Genomic DNA, 18,413 nt, shown 5'->3' on the forward strand with positions numbered 1-18,413 from the left:
GAAGCAACCTCGACTAAGGAGAGAGTAGATGCCCCGTATTGACAACGCCGAGCTACGCGGCAAGGTCATGTCTGCCGATGAGGCCGCCCAGCTGATCCCCCACGGTGCCGTGGTGGCCACGTCGGGCTTCACCGGTGCCGCGTACCCGAAGGCCTTGCCAACCGCGATCGCGAACCGCGCCAAGGACTTGCACGACCGGGGCGAGCCCTACCAGATCGACTTCCTCACCGGCGCCTCCACCGCCCCCGACTGCGATGGCGTCCTCGCCGAGGCCGACGCCATCCGCCTCCGCTTCCCCTACCAGTCCGACCCGTCGATGCGGCAGGCCATCAACGAGGGACGGATGGGCTACTTCGACACCCACCTGTCGCACACCGCCCGGCAGGTGACAGCCGGCTTCTTCGGGAAGGTCGACGTCGCCATCGTCGAGGCCACCCGCATCGACGCCGACGGCAACCTGATCCCCTCCTCGGGCGTCGGCAACAACGTGGAGTTCCTCGACGCGGCCGAGAAGATCATCATCGAGGTCAACTCCTGGCAGTCCGAGGACCTCGAGGGGATGGCCGACATCTACCGGATCGGCGCCGCCCCGGGCCGCCAGCACATCCCGATCTACGCCACCGGCGACCGCATCGGCACCACCTACATCGACATCGACGTGTCCAAGGTGGTGGCGGTCGTCGAGACCGACCTCCCCGACCGCAACGCCCCCTTCAAACCGATCGACCACGTCTCCAAGCAGATCGCCGGCCACTTCCTCGACTTCCTCGAGGACGAGGTGCGCTTCGGCCGCCTCCGCTACGACGGGTACGTCATGCAGTCCGGCGTCGGCAACGTGCCGAACGCGGTCATGGCCGGGCTGCTCGACTCGAAGTTCGAGAACATCCAGGCCTACACCGAGGTGATCCAGGACGGGATGGTCGACCTCATCGACGCGGGCAAGATGTCGGTGGCCTCGGCCACGTCGTTCTCGCTCTCCCCGGAGTACGCGCAGAAGATGAACGAGGAGGCGGCGCACTACCGCAAGTACATCATCACGCGGCCGCTGCAGGTCTCCAACCACCCGGAGGTCATCCGCCGACTCGACCTGATCTCGAACAACGGACTGATCGAGGCGGACATCTACGGCAACGTGAACTCCACCAACGTCTCCGGGTCGCGCATCATGAACGGCATCGGCGGCTCGGGCGACTTCACGCGCAACGCCTTCACGTCGACGTTCATCACGCCGTCCGTGGCGAAGCACGGCGCGATCTCCGCGATCGTGCCGTTCGCCTCGCACATCGACCACACCGAGCACGACGCGATGGTCATCGTCTCCGAGTACGGGTACGCCGACCTGCGCGGGCTGTCCCCGCAGGAGCGGGTGCCGCGGATGATCGCCATCGCGCACCCGGACTACCGGCCGCTGCTGCAGGAGTACTTCGATCACGCGAAGGCCACCTCGCCGCAGCAGACCCCGCACGACCTCGCCAGGGCGTTCGAGTTCCACCTGCGCCTGGCCGAGACCGGCTCGATGATGCCGCGCGGCGCCTGACTCGCGAACGCGGAAGCGGCCGGCCACCCGAGGGTGACCGGCCGCTTTCGTGTACCGAGAGCTCAGAGCGCGTAGTACAACTCGAACTCGTAGGGGTGCGGGCGCTGGGCGATCGCGGTGATCTCCGCGCGCTTGAGCTCGATCCACGTCTCGATGAGGTCGGGCGTGAACACGTCCCCGGCCAGCAGGAAGTCGTGGTCCGTCTCCAGCCGGTCGAGCACCGCTCCGAGGCTCGCGGGCACCGTGGGCACCTGGTCGTGCTCCTCGGGCGGCAGCTCGTAGAGGTCCTTGTCGACCGGCGCCAGCGGCTCGATGCGGTTCTGGACCCCGTCGAGGCCGGCGAGCAGCATCGCGGCGAACGCCAGGTACGGGTTCGACGACGGGTCGGGGCAGCGGAACTCGATCCGCTTCGCCTTCGGGTTCGAGCCCGTGATCGGGATCCGGATGCAGGCCGAGCGGTTGCGCTGCGAGTAGACCAGGTTCACGGGGGCCTCGAAGCCGGGCACCAGACGGTGGTAGGAGTTCACCGACGGGTTGGTGAACGCCAGCAGCGACGGGGCGTGCTTGAGGAGCCCACCGATGTACCAGCGGGCGACGTCGGAGAGGCCGGCGTAGCCGTTCTCGTCGTAGAACAGGGGCTTGCCGTCGTTCCACAGGGACTGGTGGCAGTGCATGCCCGACCCGTTGTCGCCGAAGATGGGCTTCGGCATGAAGGTGGCGGTCTTGCCGGCCTCCCAGGCGGTGTTCCTGACGAGGTACTTGAACTTCATCACGTCGTCGGCCGACCGCAGCAGCGTGTCGAAGCGCCAGTTGATCTCCGCCTGCCCAGCGGTCCCCACCTCGTGGTGGGCACGCTCGACCTGCAGCCCGGCGTTCTCCATGTGGCGGACGATGTCGTCGCGGAGGTCACCGAAGTGGTCCACCGGCGCGACGGGGAAGTAGCCGCCCTTGTACTTCACCTTGTAGCCGCGGTTGCCGCCGTCCTCGACCCGGCCCGTGTTCCACGCGCCGGCCTCGGAATCGATGTGGTAGTAGGCCGAGTTGGAGGTGGTGTCGAAGCGGATGTCGTCGAACACGTAGAACTCGGCCTCGGGGGCGAAGAACGCGGTGTCCGCGATCCCCGTCGACTGCAGGTACGCCTCCGCCTTGCGGGCGATGTTGCGCGGGTCACGCGAGTACGGTTCCTTGGTCAGCGGGTCGTGGACGAAGAAGTTCACGTTCAGCGTCTTGGACTTGCGGAAGGGATCGACGAACGCGGTCGTCGGGTCGGGCAGCAGCGACATGTCCGATTCGTGGATCTTCTGGAATCCGGTGATGGAGGACCCGTCGAAGTTGAGACCGTCCTCGAACACGGCTTCATCGAAAGCGGCGGCCGGCACGGTGAAATGCTGCATGACGCCGGGGATGTCGCAGAACCGCACATCGATGGTCTCGATGTCACCGTCCCGGACGTAGGCCAGCAGTTCTTCAGCGTTCTTGAACATTTGGAGAGCCCCTCTCTGTAGCAGGCGGGGCCCACTCTAGATGAGTGGGCCCCGCCGCGAATCGTCCGGTGTTTATAAGTTCAGATCTTGGCGCTGAACTCCGGCTTGGCGTGGTATATGTCCTCGTCCAGCACGCCGGCGCGCTTGGCGACGACCGTGGGCACGAGGGCCTGGCCGGTGACGTTGAGGGCGGTGCGCCCCATATCGACGATCGGCTCGACGGCGAGGAGCAGGCCGACGCCGGCCAGGGGGAGGCCCAGCGTGGAGAGCGTGAGGGTGAGCATCACCGTCGCGCCGGTGGTCCCGGCGGTGGCGGCGGAGCCGATCACCGCGACGAACGCGATGAGCAGGTAGTGGGTCAGGTTGAGGTCCACGCCGTAGAACTGGGCGATGAAGATCGCCGCGAGCGCCGGGAAGATCGCGGCGCAGCCGTCCATCTTGGTCGTCGCGCCGAGCGGCACCGCGAAGCTGGCGTACCGGCGCGGCACGCCGAGGTTGCGCTCGGCGACCTGCTCGGTGACCGGCATGACGCCCATCGAGGAGCGCGTGACGAAGCCGAGCGAGATCACGGGCCACACGTTGCGGTAGAACTGCCCGACGCCGAGTCCGTGGAGCTTCAGGATGACGGGGTAGACGACGAGCCAGACGATGGCCAGGCCGACGTACAGCGCCACGACGAAGGCGCCGAGCGAGGCGAGCGAGCTCCAGCCGTAGGTGACGACGGCGCGCCCGATCAGCGCGGCGGTGCCGATGGGGGCGAGGCGGATGATCCACCAGAGCACCTTCTGCACCACGGCGAGGACCGACTCCGTCAGCGAGACGAACTGGGCCGCCTTCTCGCCGACCTTCAGCGCCGCGATGCCGAAGGCGATGGAGATCAGCAGGATCTGCAGGATGGAGAAGTTCGGGGTGGCGGTGAACCCGGCCTCCGCATCACCGCTCACCCGGACGCCGAGGCCCAGGATGTTGCTGGGGATGAGGCCGGTGAGGAAGGCGAGCCAGTCGCCGGTGCGTCCCGGCTCCTGCGCGGCGTCCCCGGAGACGCCGGCGGTGAGCCACGGGCTGGAGACCAGGCCGGCGAGGATGCCGACGACCACGCTGGCGAGCGCGGTGATGCCGAACCAGATCAGCGTGCTGACGGCGAGGCGGGCGGCATTGGTGACCTCGCGGAGCCGCGAAACCGAGGAGATGACGGCGGTGACGACGAGCGGCACGACCAGCACGGTGAGGAGCTTGACGTAGCCGCTGCCGACCTCGCTGAGGAGGACGGTGAGCCAATTGGGGGACTCGTCGGCGCCCGGGCCGATGGCCGCTGCGGCGAGGCCGAGGAAGAGGCCGACGACGAGGCCGAGGAAGATCTGGAAGCCGAAGGACTTCCACAGGGGTTGCTTGTTCTGCGGCTGCACGTCGGCAGGCGCGATGGCGGTCTGTGCCATGGGAATGGGTGCTTTCTACTGGTGACGGGTGGGGCTGGGGACGACTGCGGGGACCGGCGTCAACAGGACGCGGTCGTGATGATGCAGTTGTCGACCCAGGGCCGGGTCACCAGGATTGGCATGGGCAAAGGATGTCACAGGGCGGCCCGCACCACAAGTGCCCGGTTGGCCGGGCCCACGGCGCAGCCGCTACGCTCGCGGTGTGGACAGCGGCTACCCGGGTGAGAGCATCGGACTGCCGTCGTCTGGGCCCGGCTCGCTCGCGAGCTGGCGTGCCCGGGTGGCGGCGATGATCGGGGACTGGGCGGCGTCCATGCTGGTGGCCACCATGCTGTTCGGCCCGGGCGTGCTCACCGAGTCCGGCTGGAGGAGCTTCATGGTGCTGGCGGTCTACTTCGTCGAGGCATCGGTGCTGACGACCGTGACCGGCAGTTCCTTCGGCCAGTTGCTGGCCCGGATCGGCGTGACCCGCGTCGAGGGCGGACCGCTCGGCCTCTGGCGCCCCACCGTGCGTACCGCGTTGAAGTGCCTGGTGATCCCGATGTTCGTGGTGGGCGCTGAACGGCGGGGCCTGCACGACCTCCTGCTCGGCACCGTGGTGGTCAACCGGCGCTGAGGGCCGGCCGGCCCCAGTACGCGAGTCGTGGGGCGGAACTCTTGCATCATCGCCCGTTCCGAAGAACACTGAGGAGCAACGAGGTCATCACGGAACCGGGCCGACATGAATTCCGAACTCTCACCGTTCCAGCGCGGCGGGCAGGACCTGCCGGTGACGTTCGTCGCGCCGGTACCTTCGCGGGCCGGTGACGCCATCGACCTGGACGCCGCGGTCGATCGTTCCCGCGGCCGTCGCCGGGGCATCACGGCCGCGGTGGCCGTGCTCGTCCTGGCGGTGCTGGCCGGGCAGTGGGTGTTGCGGCCCCCGCAGGCCGACTGGCTGGAGGCCGGACTGGTCGTCGGACTGGAGCAACCGCCGCCCGCGATGGCCTCCGTGCACGCGTTCGGCCGCGTCGGCGGCATGGAACTCACCGCGAGGGTGTCGCTCGGCGGCCGGACGGTGCAGGTGCGCAGCGTGACCAACGAGGGCCGCACTACCCTCTGGGAGCGCGAGGTGGGGGCCGACCGGCCGATCGGGGCCGTGAGCCTCGTGGGCAACGCTGCGGACCGGCGGGCACTGTTGGTTCTCTCGACGCCCCGGACGCTCGCGCCCGGGGCGGAGGACGAACGCGACGTGGTCGTCGCGTTGAACCTCGACGACGGACGCGAGCTCTCGCGTCGTGACTGGGACCCGGCCCACCGGCTCGTCCCCTCCGACGACGGACGCATCTACCGCCTCGACACCGGCACGTCGGAGATCCAGGCGATGCAGGACATCAACTCCGTGAGCTGGCGCACCACCATCGACCCGTACATGTGGCTCGGGCACGCGCCCGAGCTCCGCAGGCACGGGGGCTGGCTGCTGCTGGTCCCCGAGGACGAGGGCCGCCGCGCGACCATGCGGGGCGGTGACGTCTTCCTCACGGCACTCGACCCCGCGACGGGGGCCATTCCCGGCTGGCTGGCAGTGGCGGGGCCCGGGGAGCGGTTCCAGCGGCAGGCGCTGGAGGACCTGTTCGTCGAGCATTCGGTGGGTGCGGGGGAGCGCGTGGTCAGGGCTCGCCGGTGGAGCGACGGGGCGGTGCGTTGGCAGCGGTTCGACGCGGGACTCATCCCGCTGGCGGTCGACGGGAAGCTCTACGCCACGTCGTCCACCCTCGAGGGGACGCGGCTCATGCGGCTCGACCCGGCCGACGGCGGCTTGCTCTGGGAGCGGGAACTCGAGGGCACGATGACGCTGCTGCTGGGCGGGGACGAGGGCTTGGTCGCGGTCACGCCCGACCGGTGGGCGATCACGGTGCTCGACGAGGACTCCGGCGAGGTGCGTGCGGAGCTTCCCTACGAGGGTGCGCCCCATCTGGGCACGGGCTCGTACTTCAGCGCCGGGCTCTCCCCGGCTGGTGACCTCGTCCTGTCGCGTCGTGGTCTGGGCGACGGCGCGCTGGAGTGGCGGGAGACCTACCGCGGCTTCCGAGCCGTGACGCAGGTGGGGCCGAGGCTGCTCCTGGTGGCCCCGGAGGAGCAGCGCCTGTCGCCGCTGTACCCGCCCTGACCGGTCACCCGGCCGACTCGAGCCAGGCTTCCTCGATGGCGTCGCGCCGAGACTCGGCGTCCTGCAGTTGGGTCCCGAGTTCGGCCAGGCGGCTGTAGTCGGTGGCGGCCTCCGCCATGCGCTGGTGGAGCCCGGCGATCTCCGCCTCCACCTTCTCCAGCTGGGACTCGAGCCGCGCGAGCTCCTTCTTCCGCGCGCGCTCGGCGGCGGCGTCCGACGTGTTCTTCGCAGGCGCAGCCGGGGCGGCGACGGTGGTCGCGGCCCCGCCGGTCCGCCGGCGCTCGAGGTACTCGTCCACCCCGCCGGGCAGGAGCACACAACTGCCGTCGCCCAGGAGCGCGTACGTGACGTCGGTGACGCGCTCGAGGAAGTAGCGGTCGTGGCTCACGACGATGAGGGTGCCGGGCCAGGTGTCGAGGTAGTCCTCCACGACGGTGAGCGTGTCGATGTCGAGGTCGTTGGTGGGCTCGTCGAGGATCAGGACGTTGGGCTCGGTGAGCAGCAGTCGGAGGAACTGCAGCCGGCGGCGCTCGCCACCGGAGAGGTCGCCGATCCGGGCCACCAGCCGGTCGCCGGTGAACCCGAACTCCTCCAGGAGCGACGAGGCGCTCGCCTCCCGGCCCGTGGCCAGCCGCGTCTCCTCCTTCAGCCGGGACACCGACTGCAGGACCCGGTCGCTGTCGTCGAGCTCGGCGACGGCCTGGGAGAGGTACGCCAGCCGGATCGTCTGCCCGCGCTTGATCTTGCCGGCGGTGGGGGAGCGGCGGTCCGCCAGGAGGTCGAGCAGGGACGTCTTGCCGGCTCCGTTGACGCCGACCAGTCCGATCCGGTCGCCGGGACCGATGGACCAGGTCAGCGACCGCAGCAGCTGCCGGTCGCCCACCTCGTAGCGCACGTTGGTGAGATCGAACACGTCCTTGCCCAGGCGCGCCGTGGCGAACTGTTCGAGCTGGAGCTTGTCGCGGGGCGGCGGCTCACCGGCGATGAGTTCGTTGGCCGCGTCGATGCGGAACTTCGGCTTGGAGGTGCGGGCCGGGGCACCGCGGCGCAGCCAGGCGAGTTCCTTGCGCGCCAGGTTCTTCCGGCGCGCCTCGTTCGCGGCCGCCTGCCGTTGCCGCTCGACCCGGGCTAGCACGTAGGCGGCATAGCCGCCGTCGTAGGCGTCGACGACGCCGTCGTGCACCTCCCAGATGCGCGTGCAGACGGCGTCGAGGAACCAGCGGTCGTGGCTGACGACCAGCATCGCCAGGCCGGCGCGCGACCGGGCGGCGAGGTGGTCCGCGAGGAAGGCGATGGCCTCCACGTCGAGGTGGTTGGTGGGCTCGTCGAGGACGATCAGGTCGTGCGGGCCGAGCAACACCGAGACCAGGGCGACGCGTCGCCGTTCCCCGCCCGACAGCGTGCCGAGGGTTCGGTCCAGTTCGAGGCCGGGGAGTAGCGCCTGCACCACGGCGCGCTGCTCGGCGTGGCGGGCGTAGACGTGGTCGGGCTCGCCGAAGAGCGCCACGTCGCGGATCGTCTGCTCGTCGGTCCCGATGTGCTCCTGCCGGAGCACGCCGATGGAGGCGGAGTTGGAGACGGTGACTCGGCCCGCGTCGGGCTCGAGTTCGCCGGTGAGGATGCGCAGCAGCGTGGTCTTGCCGTCGCCGTTGCGGCCGACGACGCCGATCACCTCCCCGGCGGAGAGGCCCAGCGACACCCCGTCGAGCAGCGTGCGCGTGCCGAAGCCGTGGGTGACCGCCTCGGCGTTGACGATGTTGGCCACGTCAGCGGCCGCGCATCGCCCTGTGTGCGCCCTTCATGTTGATCGGGCCCTTGGGGATTGGGGCCTTGGGGCGCATGGCGTCGAGCGAGCGCAGGCGGTTGCGGGTCTCGTTGATCTGCGCGTCGGTGAGCTGCTTGGGCAGCTTCTTGATGTGGTCGGCGAGCTTGTCGAGCGGCACCTGTCCAGGGCCAGTGCCCATCTGGACCACCTGGGCCTGCACGCCGTAGAGCACCTGGTCGTGCTTCTTCTTCTCGCTGGCGAGCAGCGCCTTGAGACGGCCGGGCTCGCCCTCGCCGATCAGCACGAGGCCGCCGGGGCCGAGCGTGCGGTGCACCGCGTCGTAGCTCTTGGTGACGGCGATACCGGGCGTGGAGTGCCACTTCTTGCTCAGCATGTTGAGGGCGACCTCGGCCGAGCCGGGCTGTCCCTCGTAACGCTTGTAGGCGCCGCGACGGGCGCGGCGGGTGAGCATCAGCAGCACGGCCATGATGCCGGTGGTGATGGCGAGGATGGTCCACAGGAGGATCCCCAGCCAGCCGTTGGCGAGCCACAGGGTGAGCGCGAGGATGACGAGGAACGGCACCAGGAAGGATGCCACCAGGATGAGCCCGAGCTTGGGATCGTGCTCCTTGGTCGCCTTGTACACCTCGACGAGCTGACGCCACCGGCCCCAGTCGGCGGGGTTGGTGGAGTTCTTCCGACGAAGCTTCTCGGCCCGGGCCTCGGCCTTCTGCTTCGCCTCGAGTGCCTTGGCCTTCTCGCTCTTTGCCATGGTCGCTTTCTAGTGGATCAGGACTGCTTCTTCCGCGCGTCCATCGCGGTGCGGTACAGGCGACCGGCGCGGTAGGACGACCGGACCAGAGGTCCGGACAGCACACCAGAGTATCCGATCTCCTTGGCCTCCTGCTCCAGCTCCGCGAACTCGTCGGGCGTGACCCAGCGGTCGATGGGGTGGAGGGTGGCGTTGGGGCGCAGGTACTGGGTGATCGTGATCAGCTCCGCACCGGCGTCGTGCAGGTCGCGCAGGGCGCCCGAGATCTCCTCGCGGGTCTCGCCCATGCCGAGGATGAGGTTGGACTTGGTGACGAGCCCCTCGTCGCGCGACCAGCGCAGCACCTCGAGCGACCGGTCGTAGCGGAATCCGGGACGGATGCGCTTGAAGATCCGCGGGACGGTCTCGACGTTGTGGGCGAAGACCTCGGGGCGCGCGTCGAACAGCTGCTGCAGCAGTTCCCGCTTGCCGGAAAAGTCGGGCGCCAGCATCTCGACCCCCACACCGGGGTTGACGGCGTGGATCTGGCGGATCGTCTCCGCGTACAGCCAGGCGCCCTCGTCTGGCAGGTCGTCGCGGCAGACGCCGGTGACGGTGGCGTAGCGCAGCCCCATCTGCTTCACGGAGGCGGCCACCCTCAGCGGCTCGGCCGGGTCGTAGCCCTCGGGCTTCGCGGACGTGATCTGGCAGAAGTCGCAGCGCCGGGTGCACTGGTCGCCGCCGATCAGGAAGGTGGACTCGCGGTCCTCCCAGCACTCGTAGATGTTGGGGCAGCCGGCCTCCTGGCACACGGTGTGGAGGTTGCCCGTCTTGACGATGCTCTGCAGGTCGTTGTAGTTCGGCCCCATCTTCGCCTTGGTGCGGATCCACTCCGGCTTGCGTTCGATGGGGGTCTCCGCGTTGCGCGCTTCCACGCGGAGGAGTTTCCGACCTTCTGGCTTCACTGCAGTCACGCTGCCACCCTACTCGCTTCCGAAATCGAGCGCCGCCTCCAGGTGCGGCCGCAGGTCCCTCGCCACGCCCTCGACCGTCCAGTCGCCGGGGACCTCCTCGACGATCGAGGTGACGCCCGCGTCGGCGATGCCGCACGGGATGATGTTGCCGAACCGTTCGGCGCTGGAGGCGACGTTGAGCGCGAAGCCATGCATGGTGGTGCGCCGGGAGACGCGGACGCCGATCGCGCAGATCTTCCGCTCCGGCCGGTCGGCGTCGGCGGGCAGCCAGACGCCGGTGCGGCCCTCGACGCGCCCGCCGGGGATGCCGTAGTCGGTCAGGAGCCCCATGACGGCCTCCTCCAGCTTGCGCACGTAGTCCACCACGCCCATGCCGTCGCGGAGGCGGACGATGGGGTAGCCGACGAGCTGGCCGGGGCCGTGGTAGGTGATCTTGCCGCCGCGGTCCACGTCGATCACGGGTGTCCCGTCGAACGGCCGCTCCTCGGGGAGGGTACGGCGCCCCGCGGTGTAGACAGGGGAGTGCTCGACGAACAGCACGTGCCCGGGCCGCTGACCCGAGGCCACCGCGTCGTGCACCTGCCGCTGGTAGTCCCACGTGCGCTGGTAGTCCGCGTCGCCCCGGCCCAGGCCGAGATCCTCGAAGGTCAGCATGCCGGTCAGGTTACTCCACCCTTCAACGACCGGCGGCCGGCCCCCCGACAGGGGACCGGCCGTCGCACACGCGGGGTGGCTCAGAGACCGAACTCGGCGCCGAAGTCGCCCTCCTCGAGGCGGGCCTTGATCGCCGACAGGAAGCGGGCCGCGAGGGCGCCGTCGACCAGTCGGTGGTCGTAGGTCAGCGACAGGTACATCATGTCGCGGATCGCGATCGTCTCGTCGCCGAACTGGTCCGCGACGACGACCGGCCGCTTCACCAGCGCACCGGTGCCGAGGATGGCCACCTCGGGCTGGTTGATGATGGGCGTGTCGAACAGCGTCCCGGCCGAGCCGTAGTTGGTGATCGTGAACGTGCTGCCGGACAGCTCGTCGGGGGTCACCTTGCTCTCGCGGGTGCGGGCGCCGAGGTCGCCGATCTTCTTGGCCAGGCCGGTGAGGTTCAGGTCGCCGGCGTCCTTGATGACGGGCACGAGGAGACCGCGGGGGGTGTCCACCGCGATGCCGATGTGCTCGCCGTCGGCGTAGGTCACCGTGCCGCCCTCGAGGTCCATCGTCGCGTTGAGCGTCGGGAACGCCTTCAGGGCCTCGATCGTCGCCAGCGTGATGAACGGGAGGTACGACAGCGAGGCGCCCTCGCGCTTCTTGAAGTCGTCCTTGGCGGCCTTCCGGATCCGGCTGATCGCGGTGACGTCGACCTCGACCGTGGCGGTGAGCTGCGCGGACACCGACAGCGACTGGGTCATGCGGTTGGCGATGGTCTTGCGCAGGCGCGAAAGCTTCTCGGTCGTGCCACGCAGGGCCTTCGCCTCCGCGGTCGGCTGTGCCTTCGGAGCGGCGGCCGGGGCCGCAGCGGCCGGAGCGGCGGCCGCGGGTGCGGCGGCTGGGGCGGCGGGAGCCTGCTTGGCGGCCTCTGCGGCGTCGAGGATGTCCTGCTTGCGGATGCGACCACCCACGCCGGTGCCGGTGACCTGGGCGAGGTCCACACCGTGCTCCTTGGCCAGCTTGCGCACGAGCGGGGTGACGTAGGTGCCGTCGCTGGAGGACTCCGCGGCGCGGCGGGCCACGGCCGCCTCGACGGCCTCCGAGCGCTCGGGCGTCGAACGCTGCGACGGCGCGGGCGCCTCCTCGCTGGTGGGCTCGGCCTTCACCGGGTCGGCGGCGGGCGCGGCCTCCTCGGGAGCCTCCTCCTTCTTCGCCGGCTCAGGCTCGGGCTCCTCCGCCTTAGGAGCCTCCGGAGCGGGAGCCTCCTCGGCTGCGGGGGCGGCGCTCTCGTCGCCGACGATGGCCAGCACGGCCCCGACCTCGGCGACGTCGTCCTCCTGGAACCGGATCTCGAGCAGCGTGCCCGCGACCGGGCTGGGGATCTCGGTGTCAACCTTGTCCGTGGAGACCTCGAGCAGGGCCTCGTCGACGTCCACGGAGTCGCCGACGGACTTGAGCCAGCGCGAGATCGTGCCCTCCGTGACCGACTCGCCCAGTGCCGGGAGTGTCACCTCGGTGCCCTGCGCCTTGCCGCCGCCGGACGGGGCCTGCGGAGCGGGTTCCTCGGTCTGCTGCGGGGACTCCTGCACGGGAACCTCCTCGGCCGCCTCCTCGGTGGGCTCCGGCTCGGGCTCGGCCTCCGGTTCGGGCTGCGACGGCGCGTCGCCACCCTCGGACGCCTCACCGATCACGGCGAGGACCGCGCCGACCTCGGCGACGTCGTCCTCCTCGAACCGGATCTCAAGGAGCGTGCCGGCGACGGGGCTGGGGATCTCGGTGTCGACCTTGTCGGTCGAGACCTCCAGCAACGGCTCGTCGACCTCGACGGTCTCGCCGACGGCCTTCAGCCAGCGCGAGATCGTGCCCTCGGTGACCGATTCGCCCAGTGCCGGAAGCGTTACTTCGGTTGACATTGTGTAGATGCTCCTTTGCTTGCCGCGTGTTGCTGTTCAGCCTATATCCGTTGCGACCCGCATGTGCAAAGGCCGCCCCCCGAGCGCGAGAATCGCCTCCGCGAGCGACTCGCCCACCGTCGGGTGGGGGTGGACGATCGATACGACGTCGTCCGGTTCGGCGCCCCAGCCGACGTGCATGGCACCCGACGTGATCAGCTCGGCCACGTCCTCGCCCACGGCGTGCACCCCGACGATCGGCCCCTGGGCGGAGCGGACGACCTTCACCATCCCGGTCTCCCTCTCATCGGTCGGCCGGGCGATCAGGGACTTGCCGTTCCCGGCGAGGTGGTAGGTGACGCTGCGGGCGCCGGGGCCGGCCTGGTCTTCGCGGAGGCCGACGCTCGCCACCTGCGGGGAGGAGTACGTCACGCGGGGGATCTGATGGTCGGGCGGCAGGGTCGGCCGGTGCCGGGATCGGCCCAGTTCCCACGCGACCAGCTCTGCGACGAACTGGCCGTGCGCGTAGCCGCGGTGCGCGAGTTGCGGGCCGGCGACCACGTCGCCGGCGGCGTGGATGTGCGGGACGCTGGTCCGGAGGTCCGCGTCGGTGGCGATCGCGGCACCGTCCAGTTCGACCCCCACCTCCTCGAGCCCGAGCCCGGCGACGCGCGGACGCCGTCCCACGGCCACGAGCAGCAGGTCGGCCTCCAGTTGCTCGTGGCCCACGGTGACGCGCACGCCGCCGTCCCCGGCCTCGGCCCCGGCGACCGGGGCGCCGGTCCGCACGTCGACTCCGCGCGACCGGAGCGCGCGGGTCAGCACCTTGGACAGCGCGGGCTCCTCGGACGGCAGCAGCCTGTCGAGCGCCTCCACGATGACCACCTCCACGCCCAGGTCGGCCCAGAGGGAGGCGAACTCGACGCCGATGACACCCCCGCCGAGCACCACGGCACGCCGCGGCAGCGCATCGAGCCGGAGCGCGTGCTCGCTGGTGATGATCCGTTCCCCGTCGACCGGCAGCCCCAGCGTCACCGGCTCCGCACCGGTGGCGACGAGGACCGCCGCCGCCTCGATCCGCTCGCCGCCAGCCTCCACCACGGTGCCGCCGACCAGACGTCCGGCCGCGGCCACGTGCCGGACGCCGCTGGCGGAGACCAGCCCCGAGAGCCCCCGGTGCAGTTGGTCGACCACGTCGTCGGCGTGCGACCGGATCGCGGCGGCGTCGACGTCGCCGGTGCCGCCGCCGATCCCGAACGCGCCGGCGTGCAGCACCGTCCGCCGGACCTTGGCGGACTGCAGCCAGGCCTTCGTCGGGATGCAGCCGACGTGCAGGCAGGTGCCACCCAGCGGGCCGGGGTCCACGAGCGTCACGTCCAGTCCGAGTTGGGAGGCGCGGAGGGCGGCGGCGTAACCGGCGGAGCCGGCGCCGAGGACGGCGAGGTCGGTCATGGGGGCCAGTCTTCCACGGGGCATTCGGAGGGTGGGCAATAATGTCCACGTGGGTTGGTTCCGACGACGCAGAGCGAAGGCCGAGGTCCGGCGCGCCACGGACGCGCTCCGAGGGGTCTCCTACGACCACCTGGTGGCGTTCGTGCGCAGCCGTCGCGGCGTCGAGGCGTGGATCGAGCGGCCCACCAGCTTCAACAAGCCGTCCATCCTCCTCGTGGCCGCCGACGGCGAGTCCACGCGGCGGGCGGTACCCAGCGAGGAGTACGGGTACGCGTTCGCCGAGGAGCTGGACATCCCCTGCTACGACGCCGGCGTAGTCCCGTATCCCCAGCGGATGCGCGAGTACGGCAAGGCCAACAAACGAAAGCCCATCGCATGATCAACCACACCTGGGGCACGGACGCCCACCTGGCCTGGCTCGACCGCTACCGCGAGGAACTGCTCGACTTCTACCAGCCGCACGTCGCCGACCCGCAGGGCGGCTACTTCTGGCTCGGCGGCACGGGGCAGCCGATGCCGGAGAAGGGCAAGGGGCTGTGGCTCGCGGCGCGCATGACGCACTGCTTCTCCCTCGCTCACCTGCTGGGCCGGGAGGGCGCCCGGGAGATCGCCGCGCACGGTGTGCGCTACCTCACCACGCCGCCGGGCCGCGACACCCGGTACGGCGGCTGGTTCGCCGCGGTGAACGAGGAGGACCGCGACGAGTCCAAGGAGCTCTACGGGCTGGCGCACGTGGTGCTCGCCGGTTCCTCGGCGCTGACCGCCGGCATCGAGGGGTCGCAGGGCCTGCTGACCGAGGCCTTGGGGCTCATCGACGCGCACTACTGGAACGAGGCCGACGGTGCCGCCCTGGACGCGATGGACCGGACGTTCACCGTGGCCGACCCGTACCGCGGGCTGAACGCCAACATGCACCTGACCGAGGCCTACCTGGCCGCCCACGAGGCCACCGGCGACCCGGTGCTGCTGGAGCGGGCGATCCGGCTGGCCGAGCGGTTCGTCGAGGGGCAGCTGCGCTCGGGACGCCCGGAGCCGCACCGCCTCGTCGAGCACTTCGACGAGCAGTGGCAGCCGGTGCCGGGCTACAACCGTGACGAGCCGGCCCACCCGTTCCGGCCGTACGGCTCGACCCCGGGCCACTGGCTGGAGTGGTCGAAGCTGGCGGTCCAGATCGCGGGGCTGCGCCCCGACGTGAAGTGGCTCGTGCCGGCGGCCGAGCAACTGTTCGCGGGGGCGCTGGCCGACGCGTGGGCGCCCAACGGGGGCTTCTACTACACGGTCGACTGGGACGGCAGCCCCGTCATCTCCAACCGCTTCTTCTGGCCGGTCACCGAGGCGATCGGCGCCGCGCACGTGCTCCGGCTCGCGACCGGCAAGCAGGAGTACGCCGACTGGTACACCCGGTTCTGGGACTTCGCGCAGGCCTACCTGATGGACCACGACCACGGCGCCTGGCACTCGGAACTCGACGACGACCTGCTGCCCACGACGCGGACGTGGGACGGCAAGCCCGACCTCTACCACGTGCTGCAGGCGACGCTGTACGCGAAGCTGCCGCTGGAGGCCGGGCTGGCCGCCCACCTGGCCCGCTAGGCGGAGGCCTGCTGGGCCAGCGCGATCAGCGTCCGCACGCCTACGCCGGTGCCGCCCTTGGTGGTGTAGCCGAACGCCTCTGAGGCGTCGGCCGGGCCCGCGATGTCCAGGTGTGCCCAGGCCACGCCCTCGGGGACGAACTTCTCGAGGAAGGCGCCGGCGACGAGCGCGCCGCCCCACCGCTTCCTGCCGCCGGAGCGGAAGTCGGCGATGTCGGACTTCAGCTGGTCGCGGTCGTGGTCGGTGATCGGCAGCTGCCAGAACTCCTCGCCGGCCGCCTCCGCGGCGTCGAGCACCCGGTCCGCGGTCGCGTCGTCGTTGGTCATGAGGCCGGCGATGCGCTCGCCGAGGCCCACCATGCAGGCGCCGGTGAGGGTGGCGACGTCGACGATCAGGTCGGGCTCGTCGGTGCCGGCGCGGCCGATCGCGTCGGCCATGACGAGGCGGCCCTCCGCGTCGGTGTTGTAGTTCTCCACCGTCTGCCCGTCGAACATGGTCAGCACGTCGCCCGGGCGGTAGGAGGAGCCCGACGGCATGTTCTCGGCCATCGCCGCGTACGCGGTGACGCGGACCTTCAGGCCGAGCTCGGCGATGGCCTTGATGGCGGCGATCACGATCGCGGCGCCGCTCATGTCCATCTGCATGCCCTCCATGCTCGCCGGCGGCTTGATGTCGAGGCCGCCGGAGTCGAAGGTGATGCCCTTGCCGACGAGGGCGAGGTGGAACCGCGCGCCGCGGGGCACGTAGCTCAGGCGCACGAGGCGCGGCTTGGCGGCGGAACCGCCTCCGACCGCGAGGATGCCCCCGTAGCCGCCCTTCTCCAGGGCCTTCTCGTCGAGGACCTCGACGGTGATGCGCTCGTCCTTGACGTACGCCTTGGCGGCGTCGGCGAAGGTCTCGGGGTAGAGGAGGTTCGGAGGGGTGTTCGCCCAGTCGCGGGCCTGGTAGACGGCGCGGACGCCGGCGTCGGCGACCCGGATCGCCTCCTGCAGCTCGGACTTGGCGAGCAGGACGATGCGGGACACCGGCTCCGGCTTCGGCTCGGTGGTGACGCGCTGAACCCGGTACGCGCCGAGCGCCGCGCCCTCGGCGGCGGCCTGGACCAGCTCGGGGTCCGCGAGCTCGAGGGAGACGGCGACGGTGAGGTCCTCCGCGCCCGGCAGCTCCGCCACCCGGCGCAGGGCCGCGCCGACGGTGCGGCGCAGCGCGGTGGGGGACACGTCGGGCTCGCCCAGGCCCACGACCACGGCGCGGGGCCCGCCGTCGCTGACCGGCAGGACGGTGACCTTCTCGAGTTCGCTCGTGGCGCCGAGCGCGACGGCGAGGTCGCCGACGCCGACCTTGAAGGCTCCGGCGTAGGCCTTCTCGAGTTCGGGGGTTCCGCCCACGAGGGTCGTGATGTCGCCCGAGGTGGTGAGTCCGACGACGACCACGTCGGCGGAGCGGGGGAGGGACTTGGCTAGTTCCAGGGTTACGTCGTGCATTCGGCCAGCCTATCGAGGTACTTGCTACCTTTGCCCCCATGCTGAAGCGAATCGGGCTCTGGGCCTTCGTCGTCGCCGCCGTCGCACTCACGGCGTGGGGTGTGGCGAGCTACGTGTCGCCCGGGGTGGACTGTCGGGGCGTCCCGATGGGCCCGGGCGACCTGTGCCACTACTCCAGCGCCACGCAGGAGAACACCGACCAGGTGCAGAGCTATGAGCAGCGCGTCGCTACGGTGCGTCAGCAGGTGCCGTTCGTCATCGGGCTCGGCGTGGCGGCGACGGTGTTCGGGGTGGTGCTGGCGCTGCGCTCAGGCCAGCAGCGACATGGGGCCGTAGACGGTGCGGTCCTCCTCCATGAGGGTGACCTCCGCCACCCCGTGGGAGACCAGTTCCGCGAAGAAGAGCGTTAGCCACTCCTCGGCGGCCTCCTTCGAGTCGAACTCGTGCAGCAGGCCGGACTCGGCGAGGGACTTCGGGTCGAACGCGCCCGAGGCGGGCTCCCAGCGGTAGCTCATCAGATGGGGTCCCCTCGCTTGATGCGGGGGCTCGGGCGGCGGAACCGTCGGATCATCATGGACCGGTTGATCATGTACATGAGCAGGCCCTTGCGGTTCGCGCCTGGTATGCGCTCGTCGAGGAGCCGCTTGTAGCTGCGCCACATGATGGCGACATTGATCACCGCGAGGATGAAGATGCCCCACAGCGACATGGAGACGTAGAACGACAGCTGCACGTTGTTCATCGTCACCACTATCAGCGCCATGATCAGGATCATCGCGGGCATCATGAATTCCGCGATGGTCCAGCGGGTGTCGACGAAGTCGCGCAGCAACGCGCGCTCGGGGCTGCGCTCGATCCGGTCCCACGCCTCCTGCTGCGACCTGAACCGCGCCTCGCGGTCGGCCTTGCGCTGTTCCTTGGGGCTGAGGCTGGGGTGCAGCCGCTGCATGCGCGCTGCCTCCGCCTCCTTGCGGGTGGGGGTGGGGCCTGCCTTCCCCCCGCCGCGGGTCACGGTGATCTTCTCCGTGGCGGCCGGCTGAGCGGCGGGCTCGGGAGACGCCGTGCGGGAAACCCGGCGGACGGTCGAGGTGCGCTGCCGGTCGGTCTTCTCGGTGCGCTCATAGGCGCGGAACAGTCCCACGTCGGATCAGCCTCACAAATGGTGATGAATTCTTGGTGCCCGAGCATTCTACCTGTTTGCCATCTGCTCGTTATCACCACCGGCTGCCATGTACGGTTGTAGGCGAACACATC

General features: G+C 70.3%; 17 protein-coding genes. 6 read left to right on the top strand and 11 right to left on the bottom strand.

The features are described from left to right. Nucleotides 1-28 precede the first annotated feature (28 nt). The gene (scpC, locus tag BLR46_RS09350; protein ID WP_093251350.1) at nucleotides 29-1,537 is read left to right on the top strand and encodes a succinyl-CoA:acetate CoA-transferase ScpC; all 1,509 of its coding nucleotides are present in this window, start codon (nucleotides 29-31) and stop codon (nucleotides 1,535-1,537) included. A gap of 62 nt (nucleotides 1,538-1,599) precedes the next feature. Here scpC and glnA read toward each other — a convergent pair whose 3' ends face one another. Together glnA and BLR46_RS09360 are read right to left on the bottom strand one after the other, a co-directional pair. Continuing rightward, nucleotides 1,600-3,021 (bottom strand): type I glutamate--ammonia ligase, encoded by a 1,422-nt coding sequence (gene glnA / locus BLR46_RS09355; RefSeq protein ID WP_093251352.1) that lies wholly within the window; start codon nucleotides 3,019-3,021, stop codon nucleotides 1,600-1,602. 80 nt (nucleotides 3,022-3,101) lie between these two features. Further along, nucleotides 3,102-4,457 (bottom strand): dicarboxylate/amino acid:cation symporter, encoded by a 1,356-nt coding sequence (locus BLR46_RS09360; protein ID WP_093251355.1) that lies wholly within the window; start codon nucleotides 4,455-4,457, stop codon nucleotides 3,102-3,104. Nucleotides 4,458-4,659: 202 nt separating this feature from the next. Between BLR46_RS09360 and BLR46_RS09365 the strand changes: the two genes are divergently transcribed. Next, nucleotides 4,660-5,073 carry an RDD family protein gene (locus BLR46_RS09365; protein ID WP_245701628.1) on the top strand — a complete coding sequence of 138 codons (414 nt, stop codon included), beginning with the start codon at nucleotides 4,660-4,662 and terminating at the stop codon, nucleotides 5,071-5,073. A 105-nt stretch (nucleotides 5,074-5,178) separates the two neighbouring features. Then, entirely contained in the window at nucleotides 5,179-6,606 is a 1,428-nt protein-coding gene (locus BLR46_RS09370; protein ID WP_093251357.1) for an outer membrane protein assembly factor BamB family protein, read from the top strand. 4 nt (nucleotides 6,607-6,610) lie between these two features. Here the strand turns inward: BLR46_RS09370 and BLR46_RS09375 are convergent, their stop codons facing one another. The 6 genes from BLR46_RS09375 to BLR46_RS09400 form a co-directional block, all read right to left on the bottom strand. Beyond that, the gene (locus tag BLR46_RS09375; RefSeq protein WP_093251360.1) at nucleotides 6,611-8,371 is read right to left on the bottom strand and encodes an ABC-F family ATP-binding cassette domain-containing protein; all 1,761 of its coding nucleotides are present in this window, start codon (nucleotides 8,369-8,371) and stop codon (nucleotides 6,611-6,613) included. 1 nt (nucleotide 8,372) lies between these two features. Beyond that, nucleotides 8,373-9,143 carry a DUF4191 domain-containing protein gene (locus BLR46_RS09380; RefSeq protein ID WP_093251362.1) on the bottom strand — a complete coding sequence of 257 codons (771 nt, stop codon included), beginning with the start codon at nucleotides 9,141-9,143 and terminating at the stop codon, nucleotides 8,373-8,375. A 17-nt stretch (nucleotides 9,144-9,160) separates the two neighbouring features. Further along, nucleotides 9,161-10,096, bottom strand: coding sequence for a lipoyl synthase (locus BLR46_RS09385; protein WP_093251365.1), 936 nt, complete (start codon nucleotides 10,094-10,096; stop codon nucleotides 9,161-9,163). A 9-nt stretch (nucleotides 10,097-10,105) separates the two neighbouring features. Beyond that, entirely contained in the window at nucleotides 10,106-10,750 is a 645-nt protein-coding gene (gene lipB, locus BLR46_RS09390) for a lipoyl(octanoyl) transferase LipB (protein ID WP_093251368.1), read from the bottom strand. 80 nt (nucleotides 10,751-10,830) lie between these two features. Further along, on the bottom strand, nucleotides 10,831-12,651 hold the full coding sequence (sucB, locus tag BLR46_RS09395; RefSeq protein WP_093251371.1) for a 2-oxoglutarate dehydrogenase, E2 component, dihydrolipoamide succinyltransferase: 1,821 nt from the start codon (nucleotides 12,649-12,651) through the stop codon (nucleotides 10,831-10,833). 36 nt (nucleotides 12,652-12,687) lie between these two features. Continuing rightward, a complete protein-coding gene (locus BLR46_RS09400; protein ID WP_093251373.1) occupies nucleotides 12,688-14,082 on the bottom strand; it encodes an FAD-dependent oxidoreductase in 1,395 nt (464 codons plus the stop codon). Between the two features lie 49 nt (nucleotides 14,083-14,131). Between BLR46_RS09400 and BLR46_RS09405 the strand changes: the two genes are divergently transcribed. Both BLR46_RS09405 and BLR46_RS09410 read left to right on the top strand, forming a co-directional pair. After that, nucleotides 14,132-14,461 carry a hypothetical protein gene (locus BLR46_RS09405; RefSeq protein ID WP_093251376.1) on the top strand — a complete coding sequence of 110 codons (330 nt, stop codon included), beginning with the start codon at nucleotides 14,132-14,134 and terminating at the stop codon, nucleotides 14,459-14,461. Further along, nucleotides 14,458-15,675, top strand: coding sequence for an AGE family epimerase/isomerase (locus BLR46_RS09410; protein WP_093251378.1), 1,218 nt, complete (start codon nucleotides 14,458-14,460; stop codon nucleotides 15,673-15,675). Before BLR46_RS09405 ends, BLR46_RS09410 begins: the two co-directional genes overlap by 4 nt. On the opposite strand, the gene BLR46_RS09415 is transcribed toward BLR46_RS09410, so the two are convergent. Beyond that, entirely contained in the window at nucleotides 15,672-17,159 is a 1,488-nt protein-coding gene (locus tag BLR46_RS09415; RefSeq protein ID WP_093251381.1) for a leucyl aminopeptidase, read from the bottom strand. The two genes, BLR46_RS09410 and BLR46_RS09415, sit on opposite strands and share 4 nt — an antisense overlap. 38 nt (nucleotides 17,160-17,197) lie before the next feature. Between BLR46_RS09415 and BLR46_RS14870 the strand changes: the two genes are divergently transcribed. Beyond that, the gene (locus BLR46_RS14870) at nucleotides 17,198-17,569 is read left to right on the top strand and encodes a hypothetical protein (protein WP_143008263.1); all 372 of its coding nucleotides are present in this window, start codon (nucleotides 17,198-17,200) and stop codon (nucleotides 17,567-17,569) included. Here BLR46_RS14870 and BLR46_RS09420 read toward each other — a convergent pair. Further along, nucleotides 17,468-17,674: a hypothetical protein gene (locus tag BLR46_RS09420; RefSeq protein WP_093251384.1), complete on the bottom strand. Its 207-nt coding sequence runs from the start codon at nucleotides 17,672-17,674 to the stop codon at nucleotides 17,468-17,470. The two genes, BLR46_RS14870 and BLR46_RS09420, sit on opposite strands and share 102 nt — an antisense overlap. Further along, nucleotides 17,674-18,300 (bottom strand): DUF3043 domain-containing protein, encoded by a 627-nt coding sequence (locus tag BLR46_RS09425; RefSeq protein ID WP_093251387.1) that lies wholly within the window; start codon nucleotides 18,298-18,300, stop codon nucleotides 17,674-17,676. Before BLR46_RS09425 ends, BLR46_RS09420 begins: the two co-directional genes overlap by 1 nt. Nucleotides 18,301-18,413 lie beyond the last annotated feature (113 nt).

The organism is Tessaracoccus oleiagri (assembly GCF_900103275.1).
GTDB lineage: Bacteria > Actinomycetota > Actinomycetes > Propionibacteriales > Propionibacteriaceae > Arachnia > Arachnia oleiagri.